This is a genomic window from Pontimicrobium sp. SW4, from assembly GCF_039954625.1.
Taxonomy (GTDB): domain Bacteria; phylum Bacteroidota; class Bacteroidia; order Flavobacteriales; family Flavobacteriaceae; genus Pontimicrobium.
The window spans coordinates 1,748,631-1,764,953 of sequence record NZ_CP157199.1; the positions used below are offsets into that span (position 1 = coordinate 1,748,631).

Here is a 16,323-nt window from a genome sequence, read left to right on the forward strand (position 1 = left end):
TTATGAATCTAATAATCGTCTATGATAATTAATTTGTCCCAAATGATATGCTAAATGTGTGGAAAGATGCACCAAAAAATAACCTGTTGTCATTTTGTCTTCTGTAGCTCTTCGTTTGAATTCTTTTTTTAAATCTTCAGATGTTAATTTCGATAAAGTATTTTCAACGATATGAATAACTTCGTCTACTTGACGTAACAGTTCTACTTTTGGAATATCTTTCAAAGAAAACTCTAAATCACGCTGCCTAACATAGCCTGAATTTCCAAGAGCTGCACCAATATAAGTATTAAGGTTTCCTATAATGTGTAAACAAAGGTTTCCAGCACTATTCGTAACTGTTTTGTCTACAATCCATAAATTAGATTCACTTTTATATAGCTCAATTTCCGTTTTTAACTTATTAAGATCTCTATTAAATATTTTTATTAAAGTGTCTAGTAACATAACTACTGTTTTCTTTAAAACAAATTTAGCAATATATAGAATAACAGGCTATACTTTAAGTAATAAAACCAGAATTAAAAAATTCTGGTTTTAAATTTGTTGATCTCTATTAATAAAAACAATTAACTTACAATTTCATAAAAGCTTGCATAGTGATTATCTGAATAATAGCGTTTAAGGATTAACGGGGTTGTTGTTGTCATATCTACTAAAAAAACAAAACGATACCTACCTGGATCATGATTTCTAGTCATGCCACAACGACCTTCAAAATAATGTGTATCTCCTTTAGAAGGTACTGGTGGTAACTTCATAGACCCATGTCCACCTTCATTACCATAAGGTCCATAATTTAGATCTGGATAAGCAGTGCCATTCATAGCTCTATCATTCATCTCTCTTAGATATTCTTTTACTTCTCTGGAGAATTTATCTCTAGATATTTTTGGATATTTTGCCATAATACTTTTGTTTTAAATTGTTTATTCTATTTAATTAACTGATGTTAAACCCATTGAAGTTGCCATGCATTACCAGCTCCCTGTATTATTGCTAAAGTAGCTTGGTTCGCATTGAGAGGAGCCATCGTGTTATGTGTAACGCCTCCTGCCGTTACTGATACATTTTTACTTGGCTTAACATCTTTTATGCTAGCAACAATAAAATGTGCATTCACATGCTGTAAAGGTTTAGTGTTATCTGTTGCCGTATAACGAACACTTGCACTTACGGGTAATTGATTGTCAAATTGCGCCATCTTAAATTTATTTAAAGTTTTTTTTACTCTGTAATATAAGCTTTTCGGATACTGCCTATAGTTTTTATAATTTGTAAGTCCCTTTTTCTTCTTACTATGTTAGCTTATTATCATTTCAATAATATCTATATATACTTGGGTTATTTTAATTTAATAAGTTATATGGCTCAGAAACAGAAAATAATAATCTTGTGTCTGAGCCCATATATTCTACTAATACTTATTACTCACTACTCCTAATAAAAAAGGAACATTAGTAGGCCCTGGATTGATTTCAATAGTATTGGAATCATCATTATAAGTAAAACTAGATGTGTTTAAATGTGAAGATTCAGAACCACTAAAACTAAATGGCCCAATACCTACTGAAACTGAAGCAGATTGCTGAAATGCAGTTTTTAAAGATGTATAACTTGCATTATCTACAGTAATTGTAATTTTAAGACCGTATCCTAATATTATAGATGAAGGTATGATATTAAGAGAGCCTCCATCACCAAAAAATTGTGGACTTGATTTAAGTAATTTATCTTTAAAATTTTGAATTATTCCACTTGAAAACCAATTTGCACTTGGATTTATTGGAAATGATTGCACCCCATTAAAAGAAATTTTACAATCAAAAGAAGATTGTTTCCAATCTTGATTTACAGATTGATAAGATGCTTGTTGATTCACTTTTACTGAAAACCATGATCTATAGGATGCACTAACTGCTTCACTCCAACCAAAATCTCTATAATTTCCATCTGCAAAATTTCCAGATAAAGAAAAAGATACTGGAAAATTCTTATTAACACTTTCCGTTTGCCATGCAGATAAAACTTTATTAAGCCCTCCTCCTACACTAAATGCAGGACGAAATGTTGATGTTAAAGAACTTACAGGTGCTGCCGGATCTTGCCCTGGAAGTACTGGAGTTCCACCAGCAGGAGCAACTGACCCAACTTTTACAGGCATATTATATGAGTTTTTACTTGTAAGGCTTTTTGCTCCTGTGATCGAGCTAACAGCTGCTTCTGCCGCTTCAATAATTGAATATCCAGCTCCATGAGCCTCTACCATTAAACCATCATAATCTGCTATCGCCCCATTAAGTGAGGATTTTGCTGAAGCATAAACTGGATAATTGGCATTAGCCCACGTGTCAAAATCACCTGTATAACCAGGATTGATAGTTGTTTTGTATGTTGAATACTGAGTATAGGCTTCACTTTGTACTTTTGTGAAATTAGATTGGTTACTATTTACATTAGCTGAAGCAACATTAATTTTTGCAACCAATGCAGGATCTGTATTTCCTCCTAAATCTATATTTTGAAGAAAAAGTGCATAAGATGTAATTAAATCTCCTCCTGGAGCATATGAGGCACTTGCAGCTGGTAATAAATTACCAATATTATAAATATTAGCGTTACTAATATCTGGATCTGCATTAACAATGTCTGCACTCAATGTTGTTCCTGATACAGATACAACTTGCTTTGTTTTGTCGAAATTTGGTACTGCTGTTTGAACTAATTTTTCGTAAAATTTTGCCCATACTTGTTCTGATGAAAAAGCCATAATAACTGTTTTAATTAATTAATACCTACTCTATTTTTAATTGGCTTTTCGGTTAGCGCCATTAATCTCATTATTTGTAGCTACAATATCAAAGATTAGTCAAATATGTTTTTTTACTAGAGTAAAAAGAAAAGAGATGAGTGGATGAGCTAATTTATTGAGTGGGTGATAATTATTAATGAGTAAAGTAGCATCTGTATTCTTAAAATAAAACATCTGTTGCATTAGAAGAAACTCTTTATTTCAATTAAATAGCTTAATGTCTGTTTTTTTGCTACTTTTAAACAATAGCAATGTAAAATCCCTAAGAACATGTACTAACTAAAAACCAATAACATGTTCATTAAAATTAATCTAACAACTAAAAAAAACTATCCGAGAAAATTTCCTATTAATTTAAAAGATTTAGAAGAAGCGATTAAAATGTGCTACTTAGGTTTAGGCACCCCTTACCAGCCTATTCCTGTAGACAATTTTGTAAGTTTAGGAGATAGTCAATTCCCTGCTATTCCTGCAAAAGCAAAGGTTTCTATTAAACTGTGCCCTGAAGATGAGGATGATTGCCAATACAAATTAAGTGACCCTAAACTGGTATGCTGTAAAGTTAAAAACGTTGATAGAAAATTTAACGATAAAGACCGTATCGCAAAAGGGTATTGGAAAAAGATTTTTAATTGTGATTCTAAGTACATTTTTAGTGCTCCAGAAGGAACATTATTTGTCTCCCCAAATAAAAAAGGGAAATGTAGTATCTCTACAAGAAAAAAATTTCCTGATACTATTGTAGCTTATAGTATTATGTTTTCATTAATCATTGAGCACAAAGATGGTTATAAACGTAGATACTATTTTATATTAGATCCTGTAGTAAAAATTAGCTCTAATAGAGACTAATTGAATCATTTTCATCTTGAGTATTATGCGCCTTAATTATCTTGTAAAATTTGTTCTAATATGTCCCATTTTAGTTTTCTCTCAGAATATAAGGAAAGCTGACAGTTTATTAAATATTTTAGATCACGGTGTCTTTTCGAAAAAGGAGCATTTTAAATTACTTGCTGATATTGCTTATAATCATCCAGATATGAATACTGCATTACGTTTTGCGAAACAATCTTTGGATCTAGCAATTGAAATAGAGTCACCAATTTTACAAGCCGAAGCCTTAGAAGAAGTTAGTCATATAGAGAGAAACCTTGGTAACAATCACTTATCATTTCAAGCCTCTTTAAAGGCATTACAAATTTATGAATCCTTAAATATGGTGAAAAGACAAGCGGCATCATATTCACAACTGGCAAATAATTATATGAGTGATGAAAATTATGATTTGGCAATTCAATATCTAAAAAAAGCAAAAAACATTTATGCGGATTCAGATAATATTCAAAATCATGTTTTAACTATTTTAAATCTAGGAGAAGCCTATCGTTTAGCTCAACATTTGGATAGTGCAGCAACCGCTTTTCAACAAACTTTACAATTAAACAAAACTTTAAATAATGATATCGTACAAGGCTATTCCCAAGGTAACCTTGGAATGGTTTATAATACTCAAAACAAGTTAGAATTAGCAGAAGAAAACCTAAACGATGCAATTACTATTCTAGCTCCCATGGGAGATGATTATTCTACTTCTGTATATCTTGCTGAGTTAGGGACAGTCTATAATAAAGAAGGAAAGCACAAACTTGCTGAAGCTAAGTTTTTAGAAGCGCATTCTATGGCTAAACAAGCTGGCCTAAAAGAACAGATTAGAGATTTTAGTGCTTTTCTTACTAGTTTTTATGAAGAGCAAAAACAGTATCGTAAAGCTTTAGAGTATCAAAAACAGTTTCAGGTGTATCAAGATAGTTTGGTCAACAAAGAGAATGTCCAGAAAATAGAACAAGTTAAGGCTAGTTACGAAATAGACAAACGCGAGTCTGAAATAGATTTATTAAACATCACTAATACCAACCAAAAATACTGGGTCACCTCTTTAGCTATAGGTGTTTCTTTATTGTTGCTTTTTGCTTACCTACTCTATCGCGGTAATAAAAAAGTTAAGGTCGCTAATGCTAGTTTATTTAAGCGCGAGCAAGAAAAGGCATTACTGCTTAGAGAGCTTAATCATCGTATAAAGAATAATTTACAAATGATCTCAAGTTTACTAAACCTTCAAAGCCATGAGCTTACAGGTCATCCTGCCAAAGAAGCCATTGTAGCAGGTAAACATCGTGTAGAAGCACTCTCTCTAGTGCATAGAAAACTCTATCAAGAAGATTTAGATACACGAATATTATTAAAGGACTATGTAGAAGAATTAGTTCTAGGGCTTTTTCATGGCTATGATGCGCCTTTTGAACCAGATTTTAAAATTGATGATATTAGTGCGAATCTAGATACAGCTGTTCCACTGGCTTTAGTTATTAATGAAATTATAATCAATGCATTAAAATATGCATATAATAACATTCATAAACCAAAACTCAAAATAGTTATGGCACAGGAAAAAGAGTATCTAAATATTGAAATTATAGATAATGGGATTGGTTTTAATACTAATGAGGCAGAAAAAAACAACTCTTTTGGTATTAAGCTTATCTACTCATTAATTGAACAATTAGAAGGGACTATTAAAAAATTGGATAGCAAACATGGAGCACATTGGAAAATGACTATAAAAATTGCATAACGCACCTGCCGAACATGCTTATTAAAATTTGTCAATTCGAGTGAATTTTACGATTTAAAAAGAGTAAAATTAGTATCGAGAATCAAACTTTGTGGTATAAAACCTGTTCTCGATACAATTTTCTACTTATTTCGACTGCGCTCAATATCATAGAAAATCACTCGAACTGACATTTAGTTTAGCCAAATTAACCAAAACACACAATAAAAGTATAATTCAATATAAAGCATGAATAGTAAAACCGCTAAAGTAAAAATTCTTATCGTAGAAGATGAAACATTAATTGCTAAAGACATTAAAAATAGGCTTGAAGCAATCAACTATCATGTTGTTGGAATTGCTGCTTCTGCTGAACGTGCTTTGCAATTAATTAAAGAACATACTGATATTGACATCTTATTAATCGATATTATTTTAAAAGGAGAGCTTGATGGTATTGAGCTTGCTCGCATCATTAATAATCATCATCATATTCCATTTATATTTTTAACATCACATGCCGACACACATTTAGTAGAACGCGCAAAAAGTGTTCGTCCTTATGCTTATATTTTAAAACCTTTTAATGACCGTCAAGTGAGTATAGCAATAGAATTAGCTCTAATGAATTATGCAAACAAAACTCATGAAAGATCACTTTTAAAAAAACAATCTTTTAATAAAAAAGATAATCAAGTATTGCAAATTAAAGACAGTTTGTTTCTTAAAAAGAACCATCATTTTGAACGCGTTCCTTTAAAAGACATTTTGTTTTTACAAGCAGATAGCAATTATTGTACAGTAAGCACAAAATCTGAGCGGTTTATTTACTCTATGGTACTTAAAAAAATAGAAAAGCATTTGCCTATAACTCAATTTTTAAGAGTACATAGAAGCTATGTTGTAAACATTAATTTAGTTAATGGATTTGAAGGAAATATGCTTTTTATTGGAAACAAAAAAATACCTGTAAGTAAAACTTATAGAAATAAAGTTTTTAAATTATTTCATACCATTTAGTTAATCTCAACTTTTTGTGAGTTATACATAAACGTCTCTTGAAAACGTCTAATTTTAGCATCAAATGTTTTAGCAAAAACTACGTACTGACATTTATTTATACTCTCTGAAATACGATTTATATCCTGAAAATTATTACTTATAGTTGAAAATTCAGCATCTTCAACAATAAACATTTTCAGCTGACTCAAATTAATACTATTTAATAAAAAGAGCTTATTTAAACGCTTAGGTGTTGCAATAAGCACATCTACACCGTCGTAAATTTCATCTCTTTGTGTATCAATATTATGTTCTTCATAAGCACAGTATACACGCAAATCTGTTTGATTAGTATACACATTAAATTTATCTTTTAAAGCTAAAGCTTCCTGCTTATCCCTCACAATAATTAATGCTCTTGGTGCATCTTCGAAGGCTATTCCTTTTAGTTTTTGAACAACACTAAGGATTAATGTTGTTGTTTTTCCTGAACCTTCTGGACCAATACCAAATACATCCACACCACTTTTAATTTTTGGTAAACTTACTTTTTGAAAATCTAAAGGTGCTTCAAATTGTAAGTTCTCAAGGGTGATTTTTAAAGGCTCTATTAATTTTTTAAACGACAAATCTCTTTTTTAAATGTGCAATACAAATGTAACAATATAAATAGAGCATCTTAGCATTAATATATTATATACTCTACAGAATTAAACTACATTTGCACAATGCAAAATAGGCAAACTTTTGAATTCGAATTCGTAGCATTAATGGCTTCATTAATGTCTATCGTAGCACTTTCTATAGATGCGCTTTTACCTGCACTTCCTGAAATTGGAACTGCGTTAAGTGTTCAAAACCCAAATGACAACCAATTATTGGTGACCATGATTTTTTTAGGCTTAGGTTTTGGTCAGCTTATTTTTGGTCCTTTATCAGATAGTTTTGGAAGAAAACCTATTGTATATATTGGTTTTACACTATTTATTATTGCCACTTTTATTTGTGTGTCTACTAAAAGTTTTGAGATGATGATTTTTGGTCGTGTATTACAAGGAGTTGGTCTCGCATCACCAAGAACATTAAGCATTGCCATGATTAGAGATTCATATAGTGGTAATTATATGGCTAAAGTGCTCTCCATTGTTGTGATGTTCTTCATTTTAGTTCCAGTTATTGCTCCTACTCTAGGACAGTTTTTATTAAATTATTACAACTGGGAATCCATTTTTTATGTAAATCTTTTATTTGGTTTTGTTGTCATGATTTGGTTTTGGAGACGTCAAGATGAAACGCTAAACAAAGACAAACGCATAAAATTTACACCTATGCTATTTGTAAATGGTACTATAGAGTTTATGAAGCATAAACATGCCGTTGGTTTTACGTTGGTATCTGGATTTATTACAGGTTCCTTTATGGTGTATTTGAGTACAGCTCAGCAAATCTTTGAGCAGCAATATGATCTAGGAGATATGTTCCCATATATCTTTGCTAGCTTAGCTATTTCTGTTGGTTTAGCGACTTTTTTAAATAGCCGTTATGTCGTGAAATTTGGTATGTGGCGCATAGCATATTTTGCTACTATTGCTTATTGTTTAATTTCAATTCTTTATGTTGTTTTATTTTGGTCTGGAGTAAATCCGAGCTTTAAAATACTTATTAGTTTTTTCGCTTTACAATTTTTTGCAATAGGATTTTTATTTGGAAACTTACGCTCGTTGGCGATGCAACCTTTAGGGCATATTGCTGGTATTGGTGCAGCAATTAATGGTTTTGTATCTACTGTAATGGCTGTTCCTATTGCAAACTATATTGGAAGCTTTGTCTCAGATTCTGTGTTACCGCTTTTTATTGGGTTTTCAATATTTGGGATTTTGTCGTTATTAGTGTTTTTAAGGTTAAAAGTTTCCAAAGCATAAAGCTTACAATTGAAATTCATAAAAAAGTGTTCCTAAACATAGAAACACTTTTTCCCTAATTACTAAAAATATTAATAATCTCTAGTTTGAGTTTGCATTTTCAATAATAGAAACACGTTCTAAAAGCTGCTGTAAAACTTTTGATTGTTGCTCTGTTTTTACTTGTAAGTTATTTAATTCTGCATTATACGATGCTTTTTCAGTTTGTAATTTCTTTATTTGTTCTTGCTGCTCTTGTATGGCTTTGGTTAACACAGGAATTAAATCGTTATAACGAATGCTTAAATAACCTTGGTCGTCTTTACTTAACAGCCCTTGGTTGTTATAGCCTAAGTCTTGCAATACCTTTTGTACATCTTGTGCAATAAAACCTATTTCGCGAGTTTGTTGCGTATTGTTTTTACGTACATAATCTACTGGTTGTAATCTATTTACCATGTTTAAACCATAAGGCAACTCACGTATTTGGTCTTTCCAACGTTTATCGGAGGTTACTGTCCATGCTACTTGTACTCCTGCATAGGTGATTTGAGAATTACCAATACGTACTTGATGGCTTCCTGTAGCACTAGGCACTGTAGTAGCAGCACCTAGAGCAATATTATTACTCCCACTAGTAACGTTATACAAAGCGTCGTTGCCTATAGCAACATTATAGCTTCCAGAAACATTAGTCTTTAAACTAGTATTACCAAAAGCAGTGTTATAATGTCCCGTAGTATTGCTATCTAGTGCTTTATTACCATTAGCGGTATTAGCAGTTCCTGTAGTATTACTATATAATGCTTCATTACCATTAGCAGTATTACTATTTCCTATAGTATTACTATATAATGCTCGGTAACCATTCGCAGTATTATAATACCCTGTTGTATTTCTAAATAATGCTTCATCACCATTAGCGGTATTAAAACTTCCTGTTGTATTTTTAACTAATGCTAGATAACCATTAGCGGTATTATAATTTCCTTCAGTATTACTTTCTAATGCTAGATAACCATTAGCGGTATTGCTAGATCCTGTAGTATTACTATATAATGCATGAAAACCATTAGCGGTATTGCTAGATCCTGTAGTATTACTATATAATGCATGAAAACCATTAGCGGTATTAACAGCTCCTGTAGTATTACTATATAATGCTTGATAACCAATACCAACATTACGATTATTAGTACCGTCATCATTTAGTCCAGCATCTATACCCATAAATACAGAAGAACCATTATCTGTACCATCGTTATCCGATTTGGCATCGGTTAAATCGTTAAGTTTAGAAACTGCACCATCTACACTCTTAGCATGCAACGCATAAGGCACTGCACTAAATTGAGTGGTTCCCATATCTATCAAACCACTGCCTGTATTTATTCGCACATTTAGATAATGATCGTCGTTTCCCCAATCTATCGTATTAAACACACCAGAATTAACAGTTCCTGTACCCATGATAAGTACCACAAAACCATTTGTTGTTGTTGTTGGTGTATGTGTTTCTTGATAGACGTTGGTTTGTCCTACACCTTCTAATATTTGAAACTGTACTGTAATGCTTTGGTTAGCTACTACATTTCCTAAATTATCTTTTACTAAGGCTTTATAGTTAATGCCTTGTTGCGCATTTAGTGTTAAGCTAAAAATCGCAATTATAAATACTATTATTTTTTTCATGTCTAACCTATTATTGTTTTACTATTCTTCTTGTAAAACTTGTATTATCTACCTCTCCTTTTAAAAAATAAATACCATTTGGTAGTTGCGTCAAATCAATTCTATAAGAATTAGTTTTTGTAACTACTAATTTTCCTAAAACATCGTACAATTCCAGTTTACTTATCGTTTTTGATGTATCTACATTAACAACACCTTTAGTTGGATTTGGGTAGACTGATATAAATGCCAGATCAATTTTGGCATTATCTATACTTAATGGCGCAAATGAAAAACTTTCCATACCAGAGGCTAATCCACCAAAATAATCGGCTGTTGGGTTTCCTCCTGGACCATCTAAATCTGTATTATAAAAACTATCCAATACACTACCAGCTCCTGTTGCAATAGGGTCGCTATTTAACAAGAAATACATTGTTCCACTGGTTGGATTATTACTTACTTGAAAACTTATCAAGTCTATTTGTTGCCCATTTGTATGTGTAATAATACTTTGTCCAGGTGGTACATTAAACTGAAAAGCATCTAAAGTTCCATCGCCTAAGCCTTGTCCTGTTAAAAAAGCAGCATCATGCTGTTGCACAGTCCAAGTTCTAGAGGTTAATAAGCCATTATGATTTACAATATCGGCTGTTCCTGCTGGAAGCATTAGTGTAAAACCAATATCAGAAATATCGGTGTTTCCTCCTGAATCAAAATTTGGGATTGCTACCACTTTAAAATCGTAATTTCCATTATGAACTAAAGCAAACTCATAGGTTTGCGCCATACAAATGGAAGTGAACATGCTCAATATTAAAAGAATGTATTGTTGTTTCATAATCTATGTTTGATAATTAATTTAATTTTTTGGAGGTACTGTTGGATTAATTGTAAATGTTGGAGAGTTAAATCCATTTGCTGGATGAGATAGAACATTGTCTTTTATAATATTACTATCGTTTCCTGAACCAGAGAACTTACCTTGACCGTTTAAATCGCAATCAAAAAGTAAATATCCAGAGATTCCATAAGTAACAGAGTTAAAGCCATTTCCAGGGTGTGCTAATACAGCATCCTTTATAACATTGGCGTTGTTATTGGCTCCAGAAAATCTAATTTTCTTATTAGTATCGGTAATACCAGCCCATAATGCCATACTGCCATTTGCAAGTTGCACTTGTGCATTACTACCGTAAGTAACTAATGCATTTTGTTTATAAGCAATTGATGTATTGGCTGTTTCTTTTAAACCAACCGTATTCCCTGTCATTACCCCTAAATGGTTACGGTGTTTAACCACCACATAATGTTGCGTGGGTGCTGCTTGCATTTTTAAATTGGAAACACCATCTAAATCTACAATATCACCATCGCGTTGTAATAAGGCTGATTTTCCGTTTATTAATTCACCTGTATCATTGCTTGCTCTTAACTCTAACCAAACCCAATCTACAATAGCATTGTTTCCAGTAACTGTAAAAATTGAAGCATTAACAGTGGCTACATCTGCATAAGGGCTTGTAGTTGGAAGCTGGTTTCCAGAACGTAAATCATCGTTCATAAGTCCTGGTGTGCTAGGGTTTAGCATTGGTCCTTGTAAAAACACCTGTGGTAATACCAACACTTTAAAGTTTGAGTTTATAAAGCCTTCGGACATACTGGTGCCACTAACCTTTAATTCTTGAATACTAGTTTCACCTAAAGTATACATTAACTCCATACCTCCTGCTGAAGCTATAGCTCCACCACTATCTATACTATATTTTTCTATAGTTTGGGCATTAATAATTGTGCAGTTAGCAAAAACTACAAACACAAATAATCTTAACATACTCATTATTTATTAGTTAACTAAAATAACTTTAAGTTTCATGAGTTTATGTTCCCATTTAGTAAGCTGCTTAATTTTGGCTAAAACTGGATTAAATGACTTAGTATTCGATACAATAATCTATCCTATCATTTTTAGTGTATTTGGAACTAAACTATAAGCAATCAAATTTTCCAAATACTCATTGAAGTATTCAAATAACACAGCTTAACCTTGTAGATGATAAGTTATAGATGTTAGTCTCAGTAATTTAAATTACATTTAATCTATAAAAATACACTGTATCAGAACTTTTTTATACATTATTGTTTTATGTTCTTTTTCCCTCTTTAATTCTTGGAGTCAGTCTAGCAATGAAAAGAATATTGAGTTTGAACGCATTTTTATTACTTCAGATGATGGCTTACAATCTTGGGAAAATATTGATCAATTTTATGAGGATGACCATGGCATTATTTGGGCTATAATTAATAATGGTCTTTATAGATACAATGGACATTCTGCTATAAACGTAACTCATTATTTATCTAGTACTTATAATTTTGATATCGGTTCTCAACCTAGCATTCGATTTCTAATGGAGAGTGACAGCATTATTTGGTACGGAGAACGTAAAGGATTGTACAAATTAGACTTAAAAAATTTAACGTCCACTAAGATTAAATTAGACGAGCCTATATTTCCACCTAATTATCGAAACTATATTTTAGAGTTGGAATTAGTAAAAGACACTCTTTATGTTGGCACAGCCAATGGACTTTATCTTGTTAATAAGAATAGTCATAAAATAATATCTAAACACTTTATTAATGGCAAAGATGTAAAACACAGAGAAAGTTCTCAATCTGTACAATCAATATATCCAAAACTAGAAAAAGATGTTGTTTGGGTTGCATTAATGAATGGTTTTTATAGACTCGATTTAAGAACCAATACACATAAAAAACATACAATATCAAGTATTTGGTCAGATTCCTTAGCACATAATTTTAATCGTGGATACCAACATGAATCCAATCTTATGATGCCTGCATATGGGCTAGGTATGGTGGCATTCAATTTTAAAACAGAAGCATTTTCACGTTTCGAAACCGGAATAAAATATAAGGACGATTGGCGTTATAATATTATTCGTTCCGCAATTCCTATTAACGACAGTACAGCACTCGTAAATGTTGCAAAATTGGGTAACGCCGTTTTTAACAATTATACCAAAACTTATAAATGGTTAAAAACTCCAGATGCTATGATGGATGGTGTCTTTTTAAATTTAGATAGGAGTGGCTACGTTTGGGCTTCCAAGCGAGGGCAAATTTTTAGATCTACTATTCCTTTAAAAACATATATAAAACCTTTTAAGCATATTATAGACGTAAGCTCATTTAAAGCAAATAATACTTTAGTAAAAAGGCCAAATATTGATGGATACGCTCCAATTCAATTAAATGAAACTGAGCGAAATATTGATATAGAATTTTCAATATCTAAGCCTTATGTACTTGACGATTTTACCTATCAATATAACCTAGATGAAAGTGGTTGGGAAACAATTACAGATCCCAATGATTTAAAATTATATGATGTACCTGTTGGTCATCACAATATTGTTATTCGGGCTATCAGCAACACTGGTAATAATTTAGCATCCAGAGAGCTATCATTTTATATATATCAACCTTTTTATAAATCATCTTATTTTTTAGGTTTAATTCTTTTGGCTTTATTAATCCTTACGTATTTTTTTGGTAGATATAAAAAAGGTCGTAGAATAAGAGAAGAAGAACTAAAAACAAGCTACGAATTAAAGCTCACTAAGTTAGAAGCAGAAGCATTGCGTTCTCAAATTAATCCGCATTTTATATTTAATACTTTGAATAGTATTAAATATTATACTATAAAAAAAGACAAACATGAAACACTAAATTTTATAAATGAATTTTCTACGCTTATTCGTCAAATCTTAGAAACTTCAAGAAAACCTTTAGTATCTATTGATGATGAATTAAAAACAATTACTTCGTACATAGAAATTGAAAAACTGCGGTTTAGTAAAACTTTTAATTATCACATTGATATTGACACGAGTGTTGATCATCATTTTCAAATTCCGCCAATGATTATTCAACCATTTATTGAAAATGCTATTTGGCATGGACTAATGCATAAAGATGGAGATAGGCAATTAACAATTAGAATTAAGCAAGAAGTTAAAACTCTAATCTTAGAAATAGAGGATAATGGTATTGGCAGAAAAGCCTCTAACAACATTTCGAAAAAGAAATCTCACAAATCTAGTTTAGGCATTTCTATAACTTCAAATAGATTAAAACAGTTAGAGATGCTTAGTAACATAAAAAGTTCGTTCGAAATTTTTGACTTATATTCATCAAATAATCTAGCAATAGGAACCAAGGTAGTAATAAAATTTAAAAAGACAACAAATGATTAAGCAACGAGCTATTTTAATAGACGATGAAGTAAATAGTCTTGAAATATTAGAGTATGAACTTCTAAATTTAAATAGAGATATTGAGATCGTTGCCAAATGCAGTGATGCACGTAAAGTTGCTAATATTATTGAAAGCGAAAAACCAAATTTGGTATTTTTAGATATTGAAATGCCTTGGTTAAGTGGTTTCGAGGTATTAGATCAACTCACATATTTAGATTTCAACCTTGTATTTGTTACAGCATATAACCAATATGCCATTAAAGCCTTTAAATACTTAGCTTATGATTATTTACTAAAACCTGTAAACGGTACTGAGCTAAAAAACACATTAGAGCGAATAGATACAAAAAGTAATAATTTGCAAAAAGAAGAATTAAAAAGTATCCTAAATTTACTTACTGAAAATAATTTAAAACTAGAACGCATTCCCTTTCCAACACAAAAAGGAATTGAATTTATTCGTGTTAATGATATTATTCGCTTTCAAGCCGACTCTAATTATACCGAAATACATACAACAGATTCAAAAAAAACTACCATTTCTAAAACCCTAAAAAGTATTGAAGAACTTCTAGACAAAAACCAGTTTATTAGAGTACATCAATCGCATTTAATTAACTTAAGCAAACTTGCTAGTTATATTAAAGAAGATGGTGGTTATTTAAAAATGCTTGATAACAGTATTGTCCCACTTTCACGCTCCCGTAAATCACTCTTTCTTGAACGTATTACTAAAGTATAATGTATTTATTACTTCATCATTGTTGGTTTAGATATACATAAAGTGAATGCCAACACCTTAAAGGACTGTATACCTTTCATAAAAAGAATAATTGGTTGATTATTCTCAAATATAGCGAATTATAACGCTAGAGAATGCTGAAACTTTTATTAACAGTTAATGTCATATCGAATGAAACCAAACTTGTGAGGTTTTGTATCGAGATGTAGTCATGTATTGTTCTCGATACTTCGGCTAAAGCCTCAACTCGAACTGACAAGCATTTTGTATTGAATGCAAACACAATCATAACTTAATGTCACATCGAGTGAATTTGAGCAAAGCGAAAATTTGTATCGAGATGCTTGTTAACTTGATTCTCGATACTAAATTGCTACGCAATTTCACTCGAACTGACAGTTGTATTTCTTTATTGCTTCGATTGGTTTTGGGAACACATCTAAAAAGTAAGTACTACTTTTTTCCGCGTGAACGTCTTGCTGGCTTTGGTTTATTTTTTACGTATACTAATTTTGAACGCCCTTTATAATCTTCACGTCGTTCAATTTCGAATTTACCAATAGATTTAATAAGTGGTGTCAACTTTTCAAAACCGAAGTTTCTAGAATCAAAATTGGGTTGCTTTTTTTGTAACAAACTTCCAACATCCCCTAAAAAAGCCCAACCATCATCATCCGCTAAATCAGAAATGGTTGTTGCAATAAAGTGGATATCCTTAGGTGTTATTTTATCATAATCATCTTTAGAGTCCTCTGAAGTCTCACCAGATGCTGACTCATCTTCAGATTTTTGATGTTTTAAAATTTCTATATAGATAAACTTATCACAAGCTACAATAAACGGATTAGGCGTTTTCTTTTCACCAATTCCATACACCTTCATGCCTGCTTCACGTAAGCGTGTTGCTAATCTCGTAAAATCACTATCACTGGACACCAAACAAAAACCATCTACTTTTTGAGAATAGAGAATATCCATCGCATCGATAATCATCGCCGAATCTGTAGCATTCTTTCCTGTGGTATAACCGTATTGCTGTATAGGTGTAATGGCATTTTCTAACAGCATATTTTTCCATTTGGAAAGATGCGGTTTCGTCCAATCACCATAAATACGCTTAATGGTGGGGTTACCGTATTTAGCAATTTCTTCCATCATTTCTTTCACATAAGCCGATGGAATGTTGTCACCATCAATAAGTACTGCTAATTTAATATCCATATATACTTTGTGTTTCTTACTTTAATTTTTTGCTTTACTATTATCCCTTAGTAGCTTTTTTAGCGCGTTTTGCT

At 31.7% G+C, this 16,323-nt stretch carries 15 protein-coding genes; 6 read left to right on the plus strand and 9 right to left on the minus strand.

Annotation, left to right across the window (positions count from 1 at the left end; translation table 11 throughout):
* The 4 genes from ABGB03_RS08210 to ABGB03_RS08225 all read right to left on the minus strand — a co-directional run bounded on the left by ABGB03_RS08210 (position 1) and on the right by ABGB03_RS08225 (position 2,770).
* Positions 1-447: a DUF1572 family protein gene (locus ABGB03_RS08210; protein ID WP_347921749.1), complete on the minus strand. Its 447-nt coding sequence runs from the start codon at positions 445-447 to the stop codon at positions 1-3.
* Positions 448-569: 122 nt separating this feature from the next.
* Positions 570-908 carry a hypothetical protein gene (locus tag ABGB03_RS08215; RefSeq protein ID WP_347921751.1) on the minus strand — a complete coding sequence of 113 codons (339 nt, stop codon included), beginning with the start codon at positions 906-908 and terminating at the stop codon, positions 570-572.
* A gap of 44 nt (positions 909-952) precedes the next feature.
* Positions 953-1,204 (minus strand): hypothetical protein, encoded by a 252-nt coding sequence (locus tag ABGB03_RS08220; protein ID WP_347921753.1) that lies wholly within the window; start codon positions 1,202-1,204, stop codon positions 953-955.
* A 213-nt stretch (positions 1,205-1,417) separates the two neighbouring features.
* Positions 1,418-2,770, minus strand: coding sequence for a hypothetical protein (locus tag ABGB03_RS08225; protein ID WP_347921754.1), 1,353 nt, complete (start codon positions 2,768-2,770; stop codon positions 1,418-1,420).
* Between the two features lie 336 nt (positions 2,771-3,106).
* Between ABGB03_RS08225 and ABGB03_RS08230 the strand changes: the two genes are divergently transcribed.
* From ABGB03_RS08230 to ABGB03_RS08240, 3 genes are all read left to right on the plus strand, one after another.
* Positions 3,107-3,664: a hypothetical protein gene (locus ABGB03_RS08230; RefSeq protein WP_347921756.1), complete on the plus strand. Its 558-nt coding sequence runs from the start codon at positions 3,107-3,109 to the stop codon at positions 3,662-3,664.
* Between the two features lie 190 nt (positions 3,665-3,854).
* Positions 3,855-5,447, plus strand: a complete 1,593-nt coding sequence (locus tag ABGB03_RS08235) for a tetratricopeptide repeat protein (RefSeq protein ID WP_347921758.1) — start codon at positions 3,855-3,857, stop codon at positions 5,445-5,447.
* Between the two features lie 228 nt (positions 5,448-5,675).
* Complete coding sequence (locus ABGB03_RS08240) at positions 5,676-6,446, plus strand: response regulator (protein WP_347921760.1); 771 nt, start codon at positions 5,676-5,678, stop codon at positions 6,444-6,446.
* Here the strand turns inward: ABGB03_RS08240 and ABGB03_RS08245 are convergent.
* On the minus strand, positions 6,443-7,057 hold the full coding sequence (locus ABGB03_RS08245) for a DEAD/DEAH box helicase (RefSeq protein ID WP_347921761.1): 615 nt from the start codon (positions 7,055-7,057) through the stop codon (positions 6,443-6,445). The genes ABGB03_RS08240 and ABGB03_RS08245 overlap by 4 nt on opposite strands.
* A gap of 99 nt (positions 7,058-7,156) precedes the next feature.
* Between ABGB03_RS08245 and ABGB03_RS08250 the strand changes: the two genes are divergently transcribed.
* The gene (locus ABGB03_RS08250; RefSeq protein WP_347921763.1) at positions 7,157-8,350 is read left to right on the plus strand and encodes a multidrug effflux MFS transporter; all 1,194 of its coding nucleotides are present in this window, start codon (positions 7,157-7,159) and stop codon (positions 8,348-8,350) included.
* An 81-nt stretch (positions 8,351-8,431) separates the two neighbouring features.
* Here the strand turns inward: ABGB03_RS08250 and ABGB03_RS08255 are convergent, their stop codons facing one another.
* Genes ABGB03_RS08255 through ABGB03_RS08265 form a run of 3 tightly spaced genes read right to left on the minus strand, consistent with a single transcriptional unit; the run spans position 8,432 to position 11,834 of the window.
* Complete coding sequence (locus ABGB03_RS08255; protein WP_347921765.1) at positions 8,432-10,021, minus strand: tail fiber domain-containing protein; 1,590 nt, start codon at positions 10,019-10,021, stop codon at positions 8,432-8,434.
* Positions 10,022-10,031: 10 nt separating this feature from the next.
* A complete protein-coding gene (locus tag ABGB03_RS08260; protein WP_347921767.1) occupies positions 10,032-10,841 on the minus strand; it encodes a T9SS type A sorting domain-containing protein in 810 nt (269 codons plus the stop codon).
* 21 nt (positions 10,842-10,862) lie between these two features.
* Positions 10,863-11,834, minus strand: a complete 972-nt coding sequence (locus ABGB03_RS08265) for a hemagglutinin protein (protein WP_347921769.1) — start codon at positions 11,832-11,834, stop codon at positions 10,863-10,865.
* Positions 11,835-12,411: 577 nt separating this feature from the next.
* Between ABGB03_RS08265 and ABGB03_RS08270 the strand changes: the two genes are divergently transcribed.
* Positions 12,412-14,283 carry a histidine kinase gene (locus tag ABGB03_RS08270; protein ID WP_347921771.1) on the plus strand — a complete coding sequence of 624 codons (1,872 nt, stop codon included), beginning with the start codon at positions 12,412-12,414 and terminating at the stop codon, positions 14,281-14,283.
* Positions 14,276-15,028, plus strand: a complete 753-nt coding sequence (locus ABGB03_RS08275; RefSeq protein ID WP_347921773.1) for a LytTR family DNA-binding domain-containing protein — start codon at positions 14,276-14,278, stop codon at positions 15,026-15,028. Before ABGB03_RS08270 ends, ABGB03_RS08275 begins: the two co-directional genes overlap by 8 nt.
* Before the next feature lie 453 nt (positions 15,029-15,481).
* On the opposite strand, the gene ABGB03_RS08280 is transcribed toward ABGB03_RS08275, so the two are convergent.
* Entirely contained in the window at positions 15,482-16,249 is a 768-nt protein-coding gene (locus ABGB03_RS08280; protein WP_347921775.1) for an NYN domain-containing protein, read from the minus strand.
* Positions 16,250-16,323 lie beyond the last annotated feature (74 nt).